Annotated in this window: 19 protein-coding genes and 2 other annotated features; all 19 genes read left to right on the top strand. The window is 42.5% G+C overall.

The genetic code is table 11. From position 1 onward, the window contains the following. The first annotated feature begins 3 nt into the window (after positions 1 to 3). Positions 4 to 1,104: a PIN/TRAM domain-containing protein gene (locus tag ACRPI0_RS14440; protein ID WP_432353431.1), complete on the top strand. Its 1,101-nt coding sequence runs from the start codon at positions 4 to 6 to the stop codon at positions 1,102 to 1,104. 26 nt (positions 1,105 to 1,130) lie between these two features. Then, on the top strand, positions 1,131 to 1,823 hold the full coding sequence (gene ispD, locus ACRPI0_RS14435) for a 2-C-methyl-D-erythritol 4-phosphate cytidylyltransferase (protein ID WP_432353430.1): 693 nt from the start codon (positions 1,131 to 1,133) through the stop codon (positions 1,821 to 1,823). After that, positions 1,823 to 2,299 carry a 2-C-methyl-D-erythritol 2,4-cyclodiphosphate synthase gene (ispF, locus tag ACRPI0_RS14430; RefSeq protein WP_432355976.1) on the top strand — a complete coding sequence of 159 codons (477 nt, stop codon included), beginning with the start codon at positions 1,823 to 1,825 and terminating at the stop codon, positions 2,297 to 2,299. The genes ispD and ispF overlap by 1 nt, the downstream gene beginning before the upstream one ends. A gap of 65 nt (positions 2,300 to 2,364) precedes the next feature. Next, complete coding sequence (gene gltX / locus ACRPI0_RS14425) at positions 2,365 to 3,825, top strand: glutamate--tRNA ligase (RefSeq protein ID WP_432353429.1); 1,461 nt, start codon at positions 2,365 to 2,367, stop codon at positions 3,823 to 3,825. 64 nt (positions 3,826 to 3,889) lie between these two features. Further along, positions 3,890 to 4,115, top strand: a binding site (T-box leader). A gap of 46 nt (positions 4,116 to 4,161) precedes the next feature. Further along, entirely contained in the window at positions 4,162 to 4,830 is a 669-nt protein-coding gene (cysE, locus tag ACRPI0_RS14420) for a serine O-acetyltransferase (protein ID WP_432353428.1), read from the top strand. After that, entirely contained in the window at positions 4,827 to 6,227 is a 1,401-nt protein-coding gene (gene cysS, locus ACRPI0_RS14415; protein ID WP_432353426.1) for a cysteine--tRNA ligase, read from the top strand. Before cysE ends, cysS begins: the two co-directional genes overlap by 4 nt. Beyond that, positions 6,224 to 6,652, top strand: coding sequence for a Mini-ribonuclease 3 (locus ACRPI0_RS14410; RefSeq protein WP_432353424.1), 429 nt, complete (start codon positions 6,224 to 6,226; stop codon positions 6,650 to 6,652). Before cysS ends, ACRPI0_RS14410 begins: the two co-directional genes overlap by 4 nt. Continuing rightward, entirely contained in the window at positions 6,639 to 7,391 is a 753-nt protein-coding gene (rlmB, locus tag ACRPI0_RS14405; protein ID WP_432353422.1) for a 23S rRNA (guanosine(2251)-2'-O)-methyltransferase RlmB, read from the top strand. Before ACRPI0_RS14410 ends, rlmB begins: the two co-directional genes overlap by 14 nt. Continuing rightward, positions 7,388 to 7,903, top strand: coding sequence for an NYN domain-containing protein (locus ACRPI0_RS14400; RefSeq protein ID WP_432353421.1), 516 nt, complete (start codon positions 7,388 to 7,390; stop codon positions 7,901 to 7,903). Before rlmB ends, ACRPI0_RS14400 begins: the two co-directional genes overlap by 4 nt. Before the next feature lie 69 nt (positions 7,904 to 7,972). Then, complete coding sequence (gene sigH, locus ACRPI0_RS14395; RefSeq protein ID WP_432353420.1) at positions 7,973 to 8,623, top strand: RNA polymerase sporulation sigma factor SigH; 651 nt, start codon at positions 7,973 to 7,975, stop codon at positions 8,621 to 8,623. Positions 8,624 to 8,719: 96 nt separating this feature from the next. Next, a complete protein-coding gene (gene rpmG, locus ACRPI0_RS14390) occupies positions 8,720 to 8,869 on the top strand; it encodes a 50S ribosomal protein L33 (protein ID WP_081759986.1) in 150 nt (49 codons plus the stop codon). A gap of 54 nt (positions 8,870 to 8,923) precedes the next feature. Then, a complete protein-coding gene (secE, locus tag ACRPI0_RS14385; RefSeq protein ID WP_432353419.1) occupies positions 8,924 to 9,109 on the top strand; it encodes a preprotein translocase subunit SecE in 186 nt (61 codons plus the stop codon). A 110-nt stretch (positions 9,110 to 9,219) separates the two neighbouring features. Beyond that, the gene (gene nusG, locus ACRPI0_RS14380) at positions 9,220 to 9,756 is read left to right on the top strand and encodes a transcription termination/antitermination protein NusG (protein WP_432353418.1); all 537 of its coding nucleotides are present in this window, start codon (positions 9,220 to 9,222) and stop codon (positions 9,754 to 9,756) included. Positions 9,757 to 9,928: 172 nt separating this feature from the next. Continuing rightward, the gene (rplK, locus tag ACRPI0_RS14375) at positions 9,929 to 10,354 is read left to right on the top strand and encodes a 50S ribosomal protein L11 (protein ID WP_323691784.1); all 426 of its coding nucleotides are present in this window, start codon (positions 9,929 to 9,931) and stop codon (positions 10,352 to 10,354) included. Between the two features lie 119 nt (positions 10,355 to 10,473). Next, on the top strand, positions 10,474 to 11,172 hold the full coding sequence (gene rplA, locus ACRPI0_RS14370; protein WP_432353417.1) for a 50S ribosomal protein L1: 699 nt from the start codon (positions 10,474 to 10,476) through the stop codon (positions 11,170 to 11,172). Positions 11,173 to 11,214: 42 nt separating this feature from the next. Further along, positions 11,215 to 11,364, top strand: a sequence feature (ribosomal protein L10 leader region). 35 nt (positions 11,365 to 11,399) lie between these two features. After that, positions 11,400 to 11,900 (top strand): 50S ribosomal protein L10, encoded by a 501-nt coding sequence (gene rplJ / locus ACRPI0_RS14365; protein WP_432353415.1) that lies wholly within the window; start codon positions 11,400 to 11,402, stop codon positions 11,898 to 11,900. A 61-nt stretch (positions 11,901 to 11,961) separates the two neighbouring features. Next, the gene (gene rplL, locus ACRPI0_RS14360) at positions 11,962 to 12,324 is read left to right on the top strand and encodes a 50S ribosomal protein L7/L12 (RefSeq protein ID WP_116018364.1); all 363 of its coding nucleotides are present in this window, start codon (positions 11,962 to 11,964) and stop codon (positions 12,322 to 12,324) included. 96 nt (positions 12,325 to 12,420) lie between these two features. After that, positions 12,421 to 13,023, top strand: coding sequence for a class I SAM-dependent methyltransferase (locus ACRPI0_RS14355; RefSeq protein WP_432353414.1), 603 nt, complete (start codon positions 12,421 to 12,423; stop codon positions 13,021 to 13,023). Positions 13,024 to 13,334: 311 nt separating this feature from the next. Continuing rightward, positions 13,335 to 16,868, top strand: a complete 3,534-nt coding sequence (rpoB, locus tag ACRPI0_RS14350; RefSeq protein ID WP_432353413.1) for a DNA-directed RNA polymerase subunit beta — start codon at positions 13,335 to 13,337, stop codon at positions 16,866 to 16,868. Positions 16,869 to 16,896: the final 28 nt, after the last annotated feature.

Raw genomic sequence — 16,896 nt, 5'->3', positions numbered from 1 at the left:
TGAATGCTGAAAAGAGTTGTACAAATTATGTTTCTATTGGTTGGTGGGACACTTGGTGTATTGTTTCTTCCGTACTTATTCCAATTATCTTCTTTCACAGCAACCCCGTTTATTAATAACCCATATGTCGCAGCCGTTTTAGGAGCACTTTTCCTCTTCGTCTTCAGCACATTTTTAACAGATCCTATTGTCAATTTCATAAAACGGTTGGAAGACTTACTTATGAATGCACCAATTTTGGATCTGCTATTCGGAACAATTGGTTTGATTGTCGGATTGTTCGTGGCGTTTTTAGCTGGCTGGGGACTAAGTAATATTCAAATCCCGGGTGTAACATCAGTGCTACCAATCCTGCTATCTGCATTGTTCGGTTATTTAGGGTTTCAAGTCGGATTTAAAAAGCGCGATGAGTTTTTAACAGCCATTTTTTCAATCCGCAATGTGGGTCGTAAAAAGGACCAGGAAACTGAAACAGACGATAGTAAAGGTGCTGTTTACAAAGTACTCGATACGAGTGTCATCATTGATGGGCGAATCGCCGACATTGTTGACACAGGATTCCTCGAAGGCGTATTGGTCGTTTCGCAGTTCGTACTAACCGAGTTACAACACATTGCCGATTCAGCGGATACGTTGAAGCGTACAAAAGGAAGACGTGGTCTAGATGTACTCCGTCGTTTGCAAGAAGGGGACGGCAAGAAAATTATGATTACGGATGAAGACTTCCCTGCTGTTGCTGAAGTCGATTTGAAATTAGTGAAGCTTGCTAAACAGATGAATGGGCTCGTAGTTACGAACGATTTCAACTTGAACAAGGTCGCAGACTTACACGGAGTTTCTGTATTGAATATTAATGATCTTGCTAATGCTGTTAAACCAGTTGTCATTCCTGGTGAAGAAATGCATGTAGTGGTCATCAAAGACGGAAAAGAGCATAACCAAGGGGTTGCGTATTTAGATGACGGTACGATGATTGTCATTGAAGACGGACGTAACTATATAGGGAATGCGATTGAAGTCATTGTTACAAGCGTGCTTCAAACTTCAGCGGGACGTATGATCTTTGCGAAACCGAAAAATGGGAAGCAATCCAAAACCCACTGAATCACAATCAGTGGAAAGGAGTTACGATGGACTATACAGTAATGATGCCTGCTGCCGGAAGCGGAACGCGGATGGGAGCAGGGCATAACAAACTTTTTCTAGAGCTCAATGGTAAAACGATATTGGCCCACACATTAGTGGTTTTTCAACAGGACCCATGGTGTACAGGAATAATTTTAGCAATTAAAGAAGACGAACGTGCCAAAATTGAAATGATTATCGAACAAGAACAGATTACAAAGATTAGAGCGTTACCTGAAGGTGGATCTGAGCGCCAGCATAGTGTGAAAGCGTGTTTAGCGGCTCATCAATCGGGTGGAATAGTTCTTGTGCATGATGCTGCTCGGCCATTCATTGCAAAGCAAGTCATTCATGAATTAGCGACATGTGCATTGCTTCACGGTGCAGCAGTTGCAGGGGTCAAAGCAAAAGATACTATGAAATATGTAACTGACGGAATTATTGAAGAAACGGCTGATCGCGAACGATTGTGGGTCATTCAAACGCCACAAGCATTCCGCTATGAGATATTAGAAGAAGCTTCTTTAAGAGCGGAGAAAGAACGCTTTCTAGGAACGGACGAAGCGATGTTAGCTGAACATGCTGGCTACGAAGTCCGGATTGTAGAAAGTACATATGACAACATTAAAATGACGACTCCAGAGGATCTTGCTTATGGAGGTTATTTGTTGAAAAAAAGGCTTGAGGAGACGATATGATGATACGAATTGGACAAGGATTTGACGTACATGAATTTGCAGAAGGACGTCCGCTAATAATTGGAGGAATTACGATTCCCCATACTAAAGGGTTAATTGGACACTCGGACGCAGACGTTTTGTTACACACGATTACTGACGCAGCACTTGGAGCTATCGGAAAAGGTGATATCGGCCATCATTTCCCGGATACGGATGCTGCATTTAAAGATGCTGATTCCGCAGTGTTGCTTGAAGAAGTATGGAAGTTAGTGGAAGAAGAGGGCTATGTACTTGGAAATATAGATTGTACAATCATGGCTCAGCAGCCTAAAATTGCTCCTCATGTTGAAACCATTAAAAACCGTGTAGCCTCATTACTACACGCAGATCCGAGCCAAGTGAATATTAAAGCAACAACAACAGAGAAGTTGGGATTCGTCGGTAGAGAAGAAGGGATTGCTTCCCTTGCGGCAATTCTATTGGTGAAAGCTTAAGTTTTTGGTAAACTAATCTATACAAGTATTTATTATTTGAACTAACAGAACGGAGATGTCTACTAATGACAGCAGAAGTACGTGTACGTTACGCCCCGAGCCCGACAGGTCATTTACACATTGGAGGAGCTCGTACAGCATTATTCAACTATTTGTTCGCCCGCCATCATGGAGGTAAATTCATTGTACGAATTGAAGATACAGACACAGTTCGTAATATAGAAGCAGGCGAGTTATCGCAGCTTGAAAACCTAAAGTGGTTAGGAATTGAGCACGATGAGTCAGTAGATATCGGAGGGCCTTATAGTCCTTACCGCCAAATGGAACGTTTGGATACGTATGAGAAGTATTCTAAAGAAATGCTCGAAAAAGGTGCTGCTTATAAGTGTTTCTGTACAACAGAAGAGCTTGAAGAAGAGCGCGAAAAGCAGAAAGCATCAGGAATTGCAGCACCGATGTACAATGGGACTTGTCGTCACTTGAGTGCCGAAGAAGTTGCGCAAAAAGAATCAGCAGGCACACCTTATACAATCCGTATGCGTGTACCTGAAAACGTGACGTACACAATCGAGGATTTAGTTCGTGGTAGTGTTCAATTCGAATCTAAAGATATCGGCGATTGGGTGCTTGTGAAAGCGAATGGCATTCCAACATACAACTTCGCAGTTGTGATCGATGACTATATGATGAAAATGTCTCACGTTTTCCGTGGGGAAGAGCATTTAACGAATACACCTAAACAGCTTATGGTTTTTGATACATTTGGCTGGGAAGCACCACGTTATGGTCACATGACGCTCATCGTCAACGAAGATCGTAAGAAACTATCTAAACGGGATGAGTCCATTATCCAATTCATCTCGCAATATAAAGATCTTGGATTCTTGCCTGAAGCAATGTTCAACTTCTTTGCATTACTCGGCTGGTCTCCTGTCGGGGAAGAGGAGCTGTTCACAAAAGATGAGCTCATTGAACAGTTCGATGTAACTCGTTTATCGAAGTCACCTTCTATGTTCGACAAACAGAAATTAACTTGGATGAATAACCAATACATTAAAAAATTAAATCTTGATGAAGTTGTTGCGTTGACGTTGCCACACCTTGTAAAAGCAGGGCGTGTCAATGAAAAGATGACAGCAGAAGAAAGTGCATGGATTCATGACTTAATCGCCTTGTACCATAGCCAGTTAAGCTATGGCGCGGAGATCGTTGAGCTATCTGCCCAATTCTTCAGTGATACTGTGGAATATGATGAACAATCAAATGAAATTCTTGCAGGAGAACAAATCCCTGAAGTGATGACTTCGTTCAAGCAACAGCTCGAAAACTTGGAAACCTTTGATGCTCCGTCTATTAAAGGCGCTATCAAAGCGGTACAAAAAGAAACGGGTCACAAAGGTAAAAACTTGTTTATGCCGATCCGTGTCGTTGCAACAGGTCAAGCGCACGGTCCGGAATTGCCAGAATCGATTGCACTACTAGGTCGTGAAAAAATAATTGGACGTGTTGAAAAGTTCGTTCAGTAAGCGATTGTTGACAAGCGGCACCTGCCGTGTACAATTAGAGATATTCAAGAACGTAACAACTATATTAAAAGCGTTGAAGAGGAGAAGTATGTAGAGCGTGCCCTTCAGAGAAGATCTCCACCGGCTGAAAGAGATCTGGGCCTCTTGTTTTACAGAAATGCACCTTTGAGCGCCAGGCTGAAATTTAGTAAGCCGGACGTATCGTCTGCGTTACAGACGTCGAGCGAATGTGGAAAGTACGTATCCCTTTCGAAAAAAGAGTGGAACCACGCGATAACTGCGTCTCTGTCATTAGACAGAGGCGTATTTTTATTGAAAAAAAAGGGGGGGATCCAAGTGTTTTCTAGAATGAAAGAAGACATCCGTTGCATTTTTGAACAAGACCCCGCAGCACGAAGTACGTTCGAAGTTGTATTGACATATTCAGGATTACATGCAATTTGGTCGCACCGAATTGCGCACGCATTGTTTAAACGGAATATGCACTTTGCAGCGCGCGTATTGTCTCAAATGAATCGATTTTTTACCGGGATTGAAATTCATCCAGGTGCTCAAATTGGAAGACGTCTTTTCATTGATCATGGCATGGGAATTGTCATTGGTGAAACGTGTGAGATCGGCAATGACGTTACGCTCTACCAAGGCGTTACGTTAGGTGGAACGGGCAAAGAAAAAGGCAAAAGACATCCTACGCTCAGCGATAACGTCTTAGTAGCAACGGGAGCTAAAGTGCTCGGAAACATTATCATTGGAACAAATAGTAAAGTAGGCGCAGGATCTGTCGTCTTAAAAGACGTACCTTCAGATTCTACGGTAGTAGGAATACCGGGGAAAGTAGTCATTTCAAATGGAGTTCGTGTGAAAGATCGTTTAAATCATACTCTACAGGATCCAGTTTCCGATATGTGTAAAGCCATGGATGCCCGCATTGTTCAACTGGAGCTACAACTTAAAGAGCTTACAAAAGCGACACCAAATAGCGATGAAAAGGATGAGAAGCGATGACAATTCAGTTATACAATACACTGACACGTAAGAAAGAGCCGTTCGTTCCAATTACTGAAGGAGAAGTGAAAATGTACGTATGTGGACCTACTGTCTACAACTACATCCATATTGGTAATGCGCGTCCTGTAATCGTTTTTGATACGGTCCGCAGATACTTGGAGTACCGAGGTTACAAAGTGAAATACGTTTCTAACTTCACTGATGTCGATGATAAAATCATAAAAGCTGCCAATGAACTTGGAGAGGAAGTTCCGGAACTAACGGAGCGTTTCATTCAAGCGTACTTTGAAGATGTAGGTGCACTTGGGTGCAAGAAAGCCGATATGCATCCACGTGTAACGGATCACATTCAAGACGTTATCGATTTCATTTCGTTATTAATCGAAAAAGAGTATGCCTATGAATCAGCAGGAGATGTCTATTTCCGAACACGAAAGTTTGATGGATACGGAAAGCTTTCTCATCAATCAATTGATGAATTGAAAATTGGTGCTCGGATTGAAGCGAGTGAACGAAAACAAGATGCACTCGATTTCGTTCTATGGAAGGCTGCAAAAGAAGGAGAAATTTCATGGAGTAGTCCTTGGGGAGAAGGGCGCCCGGGCTGGCATATCGAGTGTTCTGTAATGGCAAGACAGTTATTGGGGAATACAATTGATATCCATGCGGGCGGTCAGGATTTAACATTCCCGCACCATGAAAACGAAATTGCCCAGTCTGAAGCGCTAACAGGAGAACCATTTGCTCGCTACTGGATGCACAATGGATACATTAATATTGATAATGAAAAAATGTCGAAATCACTCGGGAATTTCGTCTTAGTGCATGATATTATTCAACAGATTGACCCACAAGTGTTGAGATTCTTCATGCTATCTGTTCATTATCGCTCGCCTGTGAATTTCTCGCAGGATCTTGTTGAGAGTGCTTCAAATGGTTTGGATCGTATCCGCACAGCCTATCAAAACATTGAACACCGTTTAGAAGTATCAGCAGACAATGGCGCTCAAAGTGATATCTGGCTTCACAAAATTGAAGCGCAACTACTTTCCTTTGAAGGAGCTATGGATGATGACTTCAACACTGCGAATGGGGTTGCTGTCATTTTTGAACTAGCACGACTTGCGAATGTTTACTTACTTGAAAAAAATACAGAACGAGTCATCTTGGAGGCGTTCCTAAAAACGTTTAACCAGTTAGTGGACGTTCTCGGACTGCCGTTCAAAGAGAAAGATGAATTGCATGATGAAGTAATTGAACAGCTAATTGAGGAACGTCAAGATGCACGCAAAAACAAAGACTTCGCTCGTTCCGATGAAATTCGAGATACGTTAAAAGAGCAAGGAATTCTATTGGAGGATACAGCACAAGGGGTTCGGTGGAAACGGTCATGAGTGAATACAGTTTGCGTCCAGCAGACGTTCGACAGATAAAAGCACTTTCTCTAGCGTATATGGGGGATGCGGTCTATGAGCAGGCGGTGCGAGAGCATCTCCTACGCTCGGGTCGTGTGAAGCCAAACATTCTGCATAAAGAAGCGACTCAATTTGTTTCTGCTAAAGCACAGGCAGCAATACTGCGCGCGATGGTAGAGGAAGAGTTTTTGACTGAAGAGGAAATGGCGGTTATGCGAAGAGGAAGAAATGCCAAATCTGGTTCCGTTCCGAAAAACACAGACGTTCTTACGTATAACCACAGTTCAGCATTTGAAGCAGTCATTGGTTATTTATATTTGTTAGGAAATATCGAGAGAACAGCGGAAGTTATCCGTAAAGCAATCGACTTTATTGAAGGAGGAGAAAACTATGTCAGAAACTGAAGAAACTGAATTGATTGGTGGCAAAAATCCAGTCGTCGAGGCATTACGTTCGGGCCGGGAATTGAATAAGATATGGATAGCTGAGGGGTTGAATAAGCAAAGTATCGGAGAGATTACAACACTTGCTAAACAAGCTGGAGTGGTTGTACAAGCAGTTCCTAAAAAGAAATTGGATCAGTTACTCGATGTCAATCACCAAGGAATCGTTGCATCTGTTGCCGCGTACACATACGCTGAGCTCGACGACATATTTGAAGTAGCCAAACAACGTGGAGAGGATCCGTTCATTTTGCTATTAGATGAATTGGAAGACCCTCATAATTTAGGTTCGATCTTAAGAACTGCAGATGCAGTTGGCGTACATGGTGTTATTATTCCTAAGAGACGTTCTGTAGGACTTACAGGTGTCGTTGCAAAGGCTTCAACGGGAGCAATCGAGCATGTGCCAGTTGTTCGTGTTGTGAACCTCGGACAAACTGTCGATGAGTTGAAAAAGAAGGGCGTTTGGGTTGCGGGAACAGATGCTAAAGGATCTGCAGACTATCGCACAATGGACGCGACGCTTCCGCTTGCCGTCATTATCGGCAGTGAAGGAAAAGGTATGTCTCGCTTATTGAAAGAGAAATGTGATTTCCTTTATCACTTACCAATGCGTGGCCATGTAACGTCGCTTAACGCTTCTGTCGCAGCTTCATTACTCATGTATGAAGTATTGCGTAAGCGGCTTCCAACGCAATGAAAAAAGACATTTTGCTAGTCGATGGCTATAACATTATCGGGGCATGGCCAGAATTACGTGAGCTAAAGCGTGTTAAACTTGCCGAAGCTCGCGATCGTTTAATAGACCAACTGGCAGAATATCAAGCTTTTAAAGGATGGCGTGTCATCGTTGTCTTTGATGCGTATCTCGTACCGGGAATTGAAAACAAAGAGAGACGTTCAAATGTGGAAGTTGTTTTTACAAGAGAGAACGAAACAGCAGATGAGCGCATCGAGAAATTAGTTTCTGAACTGTCTAAGCGTACTGTTCAACTTCACGTGGCAACTTCCGACTTAACGGAGCAATGGATTATTTTTGGACAAGGTGCATTGCGTATTTCTGCAAGGGAATTCGAAATAGAAATGAAGGAAATCGATAAAATTATTTCCGAAAAAGTGAAGGCCATCCAGGAGAATCAAGACTTTTCGAAAATCCAATTATCTCAGGAAGTTGCAGAAGTTTTTGAAAAATGGCGCAGGGGGAACAAGTGAGCGGTTGACTGAAAAAATTCTCTTACGCTATAATTGATTAACTAGCATCATAGACCGGAGTGATGGGGAATGGCGGAAAAGACAGCTTATGCACCTAGAACAGTAGACTTCAGTACCTTTTCCGATGAACAGTTAATCGGAATCATCCAAGAAGGAAACACAGATGCACTCGACTTTCTCATTACGAAGTACCAATCGTTCGTTAGGATGAAAGCACGCTCTTATTTCATGATGGGTGGGGATAAAGAAGATATTATCCAAGAAGGTATGATCGGATTGTACAAGGCAATCCGGGATTTCCGTGAAGATCGCCTTAGCTCGTTTAAAGGGTTCGCAGAGCTGTGCATCAAACGGCAAATCATCACAGCGATCAAGACAGCTACTCGGCAAAAGCATATTCCACTGAACTCATCGGTCTCGTTAGACAAGCCTGTCTATGATGAGGAGTCGGATCGGACGTTATTAGACGTGCTTTCTGGAGCAGGGAATGATGATCCTCAAGATTTAATGATTTACAAGGAAAACTTTGTTCAGATGGAAGTTGAGATGAATAAGGTGTTAAGCAGTCTAGAAAAAGAAGTTCTTGGTCTCTATCTGGATGGTCAATCTTATCAAGAAATTTCTGAAGAGCTGAATCGCCAAGTCAAATCGGTCGACAATGCTTTGCAGCGCATTAAACGTAAGTTAGAACGCTACATGCAAGTTGATGTTGTTACATAAAGCATCAGCAATTTTCTGACTATCCTTGCATTGACAGGGAATAGGTTAGATGGTACTCTTTATCAAGACTATGGAAAGACTAGGTGTTCACTAGATATGTCTAAAAAAATTGTAGTAAGCTGTGAAAAATGCGGCTCCAGAAACTATTCACTTCCAGCAAGTAGTAACAAAACAACTGAACGGCTGGTCCTGAAGAAACACTGCAGTCATTGCAATGAGCATACATTACACAGACAAACAGCGTGAGGGTCTGGCTAGACTTTAGGCCGTCATATCTACTATTCGGAGGTTTGTAAAAGAATGGGCAAGATAACAAGTTTCTTTAAAAATGTTGTCACGGAAATGCGGAAAGTCAGCTGGCCAAAACGTAAAGATCTGACTCGCTACACGATCGTGGTTATTGGTACAGTAGTCTTCATGGCCGTCTATTTTGGTCTCGTGGATCTTGGCTTATCACGAGTAATGGAATGGTATGTTTCGTTATAAATAGAGCACGTTGAATAGCATACTGAAAATATCCCGTCTAACTGAAAGAACGGGTTTTTTCATTTGAACAAAAAAGGAGGGACGGACGCGCAGTCCTCATCGTTATGGAAATGGAGAAAAATTGGTACGTCGTCCACACGTACTCAGGGTACGAAAATAAGGTCAAAGCAAATCTCGAAAAACGGGTAGAAACAATGGGAATGTCAGACAAAATATTCCGCGTCATTGTCCCTGAAGAAGAAGAAACCGACTTCAAGGAAGGGAAAAAACGTACAGTAATGCGTAAAACATTCCCGGGATATGTCCTTGTTGAAATCATCATGACAGATGACTCGTGGTACGTCGTGCGTAACACACCAGGCGTAACAGGGTTTATCGGTTCATCAGGTGGCGGTGCGAAACCAACACCACTACTTCCAGAAGAAGTGACTTTCATCCTAAAACAAATGGGCATGAAGGAACGCAAATTGGATGTTGATTTCGAAATCGGTGAAATGGTAGAAGTATTAGCAGGACCTTTCGCTGGCTTCCAAGGTAAAGTAGAAGAAATCGAACTTGACCAAGGCAAAGTTAAAGTGTCTGTGGATATGTTCGGTCGCGAGACGAATATGGAACTCGACTTTGAACAGGTAGAACGTACAAGTTAAAAAAATATTCGTTCCCTCTTGCAAAACAAAAGAAATAATGATATTATTTCAAAGGTCAGACACCTAAATGTCTGAACGTCTTAACAAAATTCTACCGGCATTGCCGGCAGGCACATATTGAGTGGGAGGGGCAACCCAAATACCACATCACGGACTTAAGGAGGTGTGTCTCGTGGCTAAAAAAGTAATCAAGCTTGTGAAATTGCAAATTCCAGCAGGAAAAGCAAATCCAGCACCGCCAGTCGGACCGGCGTTAGGTCAGGCAGGCGTCAATATCATGGGATTCTGTAAAGAATTCAATGCGCGTACATCTGATCAAGCAGGACTTATTATTCCTGTTGAAATCACTGTATTCGAAGATCGTTCATTTACATTCATCACAAAAACTCCGCCAGCAGCGGTTTTGTTGAAAGTTGCAGCTAAAATCCAAAAGGGTTCAGGCGAACCAAACAAAAACAAAGTTGCTGTCGTGAAGCGTGATCAAGTTAAAGAAATTGCTGAACAAAAAATGCAAGATTTGAATGCTGCATCAGTTGAAGCAGCGATGGCAATGGTTGAAGGTACTGCTCGCAGTATGGGAATCACGATCGAAGATTGATCTGAAACCTAATTCTATTGTATGTTTTCATGGGGGTTGCGGTTGTTCTATAGAACACGGCAACCCTTAATCGTGGGAGGTTTAATCCGCTAAAACCACAATCGAGGAGGAACTATCTTATGGCTAAAAGAGGTAAAAAGTTCGTAGAAGCTTCAAAGCTTGTAGACCGTACAACGGCATACGACTTAAAAGAAGCGATCGAACTCGCTAAAAAAACAAGCACGACAAACTTTGATGCAACAGTTGAAGTGGCTTTCCGTCTTGGAATTGACACACGTAAAAATGATCAGCAAATTCGTGGAGCAGTAGTACTGCCTAACGGTACTGGTAAAACACAACGTGTACTCGTTTTCGCTAAAGGTGAAAAAGTTAAAGAAGCTGAAGCAGCAGGCGCTGACTTTGTGGGCGATTCAGAATATATTACTAAAATCCAACAAGGATGGTTCGATTTCGATGTTATCGTTGCGACTCCTGACATGATGGGTGAAGTCGGTAAAATCGGACGTGTTCTTGGACCAAAAGGTCTTATGCCGAATCCGAAAACTGGCACAGTAACATTCGACGTTACTAAAGCAGTTCAAGAAATCAAAGCTGGTAAGGTTGAATATCGTGCGGACAAAGCTGGAATTATCCACGCTCCAATCGGTAAAGTTTCTTTCGACAACGAAAAACTTGCAGAAAACCTTTCAACAGTATTTGAAGTTATCCAGAAGGCTAAACCTGCAGCGGCTAAAGGTACTTACATGAAGTCAGTTAACTTAACGACTACAATGGGACCTGCTGTAAAGATCAACCCTTCTTCAGTAAACGCAAAATAAATAGTTGACAACGGCCCTACCATTTGGTAGGATAGCGTTTGTTGCAATATACGATTTGTACCGCAGACAGCAGGAGTGGGAAACTACTTAATAATCCTGCCGAGGGACAAGACGCTCTTTTTAAGTGTAAAAAGATGACGACTTTCCAACCCTCCGTCTGCTTGCCAGTCGGAGGGTTTTTTATGCATATGGTATAAATGCCCCTACACTAAACAGGAGGTGTCAAGATGAGCAAAGTATTAGAAGCGAAAAAAGCAGTAGTAAACGAAATCGCGGACAAGATGAAAGCATCAGCTTCAATGGTCGTTGTTGACTATCGTGGTCTTAACGTTGCGCAAGCAACTGAACTTCGTAAGCAACTTCGTGAAGCAGGCGTTGAATTCAAAGTCTACAAAAACTCGATGGCTCGCCGTGCGGCTGAAGCGTCAGGTCTTGAAGGACTTAACGAACATCTTACAGGACCAAACGCAATTGCGTTTTCAACTGAAGATGTAATCGCACCGGCAAAAATCATCAACAACTTCGCTAAAGACAACGAAGCTTTGGAAATCAAAGCTGGTGTCATCGAAGGTGTACTTGCTTCTGTTGAAGAAGTAAAAGCATTGGCGACTCTTCCTTCACGCGAAGGACTTCTCTCTATGCTACTCAGCGTGCTTCAAGCTCCAATGCGCAACTTCGCGTTGGTTACAAAAGCCGTTGCAGACCAAAAAGAAGAACAAGGCGCGTAATATCGCATCTTGACCCATTAGCGAGTTAACTCGCAAAACATACCCATTAGGAGGAACTATAATGACTAACGAACAAATCTTAGGCGCTATCAAAGAAATGACAGTTCTTGAACTTAACGACTTAGTAAAAGCAATCGAAGAAGAATTTGGCGTAACTGCTGCAGCTCCTGTAGCTATGGCTGGTGCTGGTGGCGGAGAAGCTGCTGCTGAGCAAACTGAATTCGACGTAGTTCTTACTGCTGCTGGAGACCAAAAAATCAAAGTCATCAAAGTCGTTCGCGAAATCACAGGCCTAGGCTTGAAAGAAGCGAAAGAAGTTGTTGATAACGCACCAAAAGCTATCAAAGAAGGCGTAGAAAAAGCTGAAGCTGAAGAAGTTAAAGCTAAGCTTGAAGAAGTAGGCGCTTCTGTAGAAGTTAAGTAATTCGTAAAACTCGAAGAAAAGCTCGTCTTTGTTGACGGGTTTTTCTTCGTTTTTTTATACCCAAATTTATTGAGGAGCACTTTAGGAGGTGTTGGTGTGGCGGATCATTACTATTCAAAGAACCCGGACGTGAAAAGTGAACCGAAACAATGGGAAACCACTTTGCGCGGAACTCATTTCGTTTTCATAACAGACGCGGGCGTATTTAGTAAAGGCGAAGTGGATTTCGGTTCGCGTTTGCTTATTGATACGTTTAAGGAGCCGGAGATTGAAGGCGATATTCTGGATGTCGGTTGTGGATATGGACCGGTAGGGTTGTCTTTAGCTTCAATAATGAAAGATCGGACGATTCAAATGGTAGATGTGAATGAGCGTGCATTATCTCTTTCGCGTGCGAATGCTCAAAAAAATGGAATCAAGAACGTGGAGATCTTTTCAAGTGATGCACTAGAAGGGGTCGAAATGAAAGAATTTGCTTCGATTTTAACGAATCCTCCGATTCGTGCCGGTAAGGAAACGGTTTTCAAAATCTATGAGCAAGCTTGTGAGCGATTAGCTACAGGTGGTGAGCTTTGGATAGTTATACAGAAGAAGCAAGGGGCTCCATCTACCATCGCAAAACTAGAAGAGTTGCTCGGTAATGCAGAAGTTGTGGAGAAAAGCAAGGGTTATTACATTATAAAGTCAAAAAAACATTGACGCCAGGTAACCCCTGTGATAGCATTATAAAATGCAACAATAAATATACTGCATTCGTGCGCCTTTTTATGCGTTTGCATAAGTAATGTAAATGATAGGTATACTGACGTTGGATAAAAGATGGGTAAATCGAAAATGAGCTCTAGCCGGAACTCGTTTTCTTTTTGTTTTTTCGATATCATACACTATTTTTTTGATTTCGGAAAGACTTATTATGAGATACTTGGTAATACTGGCGCTAATTTCAAACCGGCCTGAAATTGTCAAGATGCCGAGCAAGCTCTATTAATGTCTTATGAGGGGTGAAAGAGTTGACAGGTCACTTAGTTCAGTATGGTCAACACCGTCAGCGCAGAAGTTTCGCGAGAATTAGCGAAGTACTCGATCTGCCAAATCTGATTGAAATTCAGACGGCATCTTATGAATGGTTTTTGGAGGAAGGGTTACGTGAAATGTTCCACGATATTTCACCTATCCAAGATTTCACCGGGAATCTATCATTAGAATTTGTCGATTATAAGCTTGGCGAGCCTAAATATCCTGTGGATGAGTCAAAGGAACGCGACGTAACATATGCTGCGCCACTTCGGGTGAAAGTCCGTTTACACAATAAAGAAACTGAAGATGTTAAAGAACAAGATGTCTTTATGGGAGATTTCCCATTGATGACAGAGAATGGTACTTTTGTCATTAATGGTGCTGAACGAGTTATCGTTTCTCAGCTCGTTCGATCTCCAAGTGTCTACTTTAACGATAAGACAGATAAGAATGGTAAGCGTGGATTCGGTGCAACGGTAATTCCAAACCGTGGTGCATGGCTTGAATACGAAACGGATGCAAAAGATGTTGTACACGTTCGTATCGACCGTACCCGTAAGTTACCGATCACAGTCATCCTACGTGCACTTGGTTTTTCAAGTGATCAAGAGATCATTGATTTAATCGGTGATAACGAATACCTTCGAAACTCTCTTGAAAAAGATAATACGGAAAACTCGGAAAAAGCTCTTTTGGAAATCTATGAGCGTCTACGTCCGGGTGAACCACCAACATTAGATAGTGCGAAAAACTTACTGTTTTCTCGATTCTTTGACGCAAAGCGTTATGATCTTGCAAACGTAGGTCGTTATAAAATGAATAAAAAGCTTCATCTTCAAAATCGTTTGTTCAACCAAACGATTGCAGAAACTCTTGCTGATCCTGAAACAGGTGAAATCCTGATTGAAAAAGGACAGTTGATTGACCGTCGCATGTTGGACAAATTACTTCCTTACTTTGAACAAGGTGTAGGCGTAGAAGATTTGAAACAGATGGGCGGAGTGTTAGAAGAAGACATTCGTATTCAATCTGTGAAGATCTATGCTCCAAAGGGCGAAGAAGGACAAATCATTAATGTCATTTCAAATGGCGTTATTGACGATTCTGTTAAACACGTAACGCCTTCAGACATAATTGCTTCAATTAGCTTTTTCTTCAACTTACTTCACGGCGTTGGGAACACAGATGACATTGACCATTTAGGGAATAGACGTCTCCGATCAGTTGGAGAACTCTTGCAAAACCAATTCCGTATTGGTTTATCTCGTATGGAACGTGTTGTTAAAGAGCGTATGTCTATCAATGACACACAATCCATCGTGCCTCAACAACTCATTAACATTCGACCTGTAATTGCGTCTATTAAAGAATTCTTTGGTAGTTCACAGTTATCTCAGTTCATGGACCAAACAAATCCGCTTGCAGAACTTACGCACAAACGTAGACTATCTGCACTTGGACCTGGTGGATTAACACGTGAACGTGCTGGAATGGAAGTACGTGACGTTCACTACTCTCACTATGGTCGTATGTGTCCGATTGAAACTCCAGAGGGTCCGAACATTGGACTAATCAACTCGCTTTCTACTTTTGCGAAAGTGAACAAGTTTGGTTTCATCGAGACACCTTATCGAAAAGTAGATCCTGATACGGGTAAAGTTACAGCTCGTATTGACTATTTGACAGCTGACCTTGAGGACAACTATATTGTGGCTCAAGCAAATGCACTGCTCAACGATGACGGTACATTTACTAATGATGAAGTAGTTGGTCGATTCCAAGGTGATAACACTGTATTCAAGCGTGAACAAATTGACTACATGGACGTTTCTCCGAAACAAGTTGTATCGGCAGCGACAGCTTGTATTCCGTTCTTAGAAAATGATGACTCTAACCGTGCCCTAATGGGAGCGAACATGCAACGACAAGCAGTACCTCTAATTAATCCGAAAGCACCTATTGTAGGAACTGGTATGGAGCATGTGTCTGCGCGTGATTCAGGAGCAGCTGTTGTTTCTAAGTTCGAAGGGATTGTTGAGCACGTCGAAGCAAAAGAAATACGCGTTCGTCGTATTAACACAGTAGAAGGCAAAGAAGTCAAAGGTGACATCGACATCTATCGTCTTTCGAACTTTATCCGTTCAAACCAAGGAACATGCTATAACCAGCGTCCAATCGTAAGTGTAGGCGATCGAGTTTCTGAGAAAGATATCCTTGCTGACGGACCATCAATGGAAAAAGGAGAAATGGCTCTTGGCCAAAATATCCTGATTGCATTCATGACTTGGGACGGCTATAACTACGAGGATGCGATCATCATGAGCGAACGTCTCGTGAAAGATGACGTATTCACTTCTGTTCATATTGAAGAATATGAATCAGATGCTCGTGATACTAAGCTCGGACCTGAAGAAATCACTCGTGATATTCCAAACATCGGTGAAGATGCATTACGCAACTTAGACGATCGTGGAATTATTCGTATTGGTGCTGAAGTACATGATGGAGACATTCTTGTTGGTAAGGTTACGCCTAAAGGTGTAACTGAGCTCACAGCTGAAGAACGACTTCTTCATGCAATCTTTGGTGAGAAGGCGCGCGAAGTTCGTGATACATCACTTCGTGTGCCTCACGGAGCGGGCGGTATCGTTCTTGATGTTAAAGTGTTCAATCGTGAAGATGGCGATGAACTTGCACCTGGTGTGAACCAGTTAGTGCGTGTATATATCGTTCAGAAACGTAAAATCTCTGTGGGAGATAAGATGGCTGGACGTCACGGTAACAAAGGTGTAATTTCTCGGATTCTACCAGAATCAGATATGCCATTCATGCCTGATGGAACACCAGTAGATGTCATGCTTAACCCGCTTGGCGTACCATCACGGATGAACATCGGACAGGTACTTGAGATGCACCTTGGTATGGCTGGACGTGCGTTAGGCGCTCATATGGCTTCTCCTGTATTTGATGGTGCAAACGAACAAGATGTATGGGATACGATGGAAGAAGCAGGTATGGATCGCGACGGAAAGACTGTGCTATATGACGGTCGTTCTGGAGAAGCATTCGACAACCGTGTGTCAGTCGGAATTATGTACATGATCAAACTTGCCCACATGGTCGACGACAAACTCCACGCCCGTTCTACGGGACCTTACTCACTCGTTACGCAACAACCGCTTGGTGGTAAAGCCCAGTTTGGTGGACAGCGTTTCGGTGAGATGGAAGTTTGGGCACTCGAGGCTTATGGTGCCGCTTATACACTTCAAGAAATCTTGACAGTGAAATCGGATGATGTCGTAGGTCGAGTGAAAACGTATGAAGCAATTGTTAAAGGCGACAGCGTTCCTCAACCAGGCGTACCAGAATCCTTTAAAGTTCTAATTAAAGAACTTCAAAGTCTTGGATTGGATGTTAAAATGCTTTCCGAAGACTTTGAAGAGATCGAATTACGTGACCTAGAAGAAGATGACGATATGCAGCCAACGGATGCGTTAAACCTTATGAAGGAAGACCAACCAGTCTAATTCATAAGTAGAATTGAATAATCAGGGG

The sequence above is a fragment of the Sporosarcina sp. A2 genome, assembly GCF_050858885.1.
Taxonomy (GTDB): Bacteria; Bacillota; Bacilli; order Bacillales_A; family Planococcaceae; genus Sporosarcina.
The sequence above is the reverse complement of the archived record's forward strand: the minus strand, read 5'-3'. Positions and strand labels throughout refer to the sequence as shown.

What these genes read in the sequence shown, in the direction of transcription:
- ACRPI0_RS14440 (WP_432353431.1), top strand. Translation starts at nt 4, where the DNA reads ATGCTGAAAAGAGTTGTACAAATTATGTTTCTATTGGTTGGTGGGACA.
- ispD (WP_432353430.1), top strand. Translation starts at nt 1,131, where the DNA reads ATGGACTATACAGTAATGATGCCTGCTGCCGGAAGCGGAACGCGGATG.
- ispF (WP_432355976.1), top strand. Translation starts at nt 1,823, where the DNA reads ATGATACGAATTGGACAAGGATTTGACGTACATGAATTTGCAGAAGGA.
- gltX (WP_432353429.1), top strand. Translation starts at nt 2,365, where the DNA reads ATGACAGCAGAAGTACGTGTACGTTACGCCCCGAGCCCGACAGGTCAT.
- cysS (WP_432353426.1), top strand. Translation starts at nt 4,827, where the DNA reads ATGACAATTCAGTTATACAATACACTGACACGTAAGAAAGAGCCGTTC.
- ACRPI0_RS14410 (WP_432353424.1), top strand. Translation starts at nt 6,224, where the DNA reads ATGAGTGAATACAGTTTGCGTCCAGCAGACGTTCGACAGATAAAAGCA.
- rlmB (WP_432353422.1), top strand. Translation starts at nt 6,639, where the DNA reads ATGTCAGAAACTGAAGAAACTGAATTGATTGGTGGCAAAAATCCAGTC.
- ACRPI0_RS14400 (WP_432353421.1), top strand. Translation starts at nt 7,388, where the DNA reads ATGAAAAAAGACATTTTGCTAGTCGATGGCTATAACATTATCGGGGCA.
- sigH (WP_432353420.1), top strand. Translation starts at nt 7,973, where the DNA reads ATGGCGGAAAAGACAGCTTATGCACCTAGAACAGTAGACTTCAGTACC.
- rpmG (WP_081759986.1), top strand. Translation starts at nt 8,720, where the DNA reads ATGTCTAAAAAAATTGTAGTAAGCTGTGAAAAATGCGGCTCCAGAAAC.
- secE (WP_432353419.1), top strand. Translation starts at nt 8,924, where the DNA reads ATGGGCAAGATAACAAGTTTCTTTAAAAATGTTGTCACGGAAATGCGG.
- nusG (WP_432353418.1), top strand. Translation starts at nt 9,220, where the DNA reads ATGGAGAAAAATTGGTACGTCGTCCACACGTACTCAGGGTACGAAAAT.
- rplA (WP_432353417.1), top strand. Translation starts at nt 10,474, where the DNA reads ATGGCTAAAAGAGGTAAAAAGTTCGTAGAAGCTTCAAAGCTTGTAGAC.
- rplJ (WP_432353415.1), top strand. Translation starts at nt 11,400, where the DNA reads ATGAGCAAAGTATTAGAAGCGAAAAAAGCAGTAGTAAACGAAATCGCG.
- rplL (WP_116018364.1), top strand. Translation starts at nt 11,962, where the DNA reads ATGACTAACGAACAAATCTTAGGCGCTATCAAAGAAATGACAGTTCTT.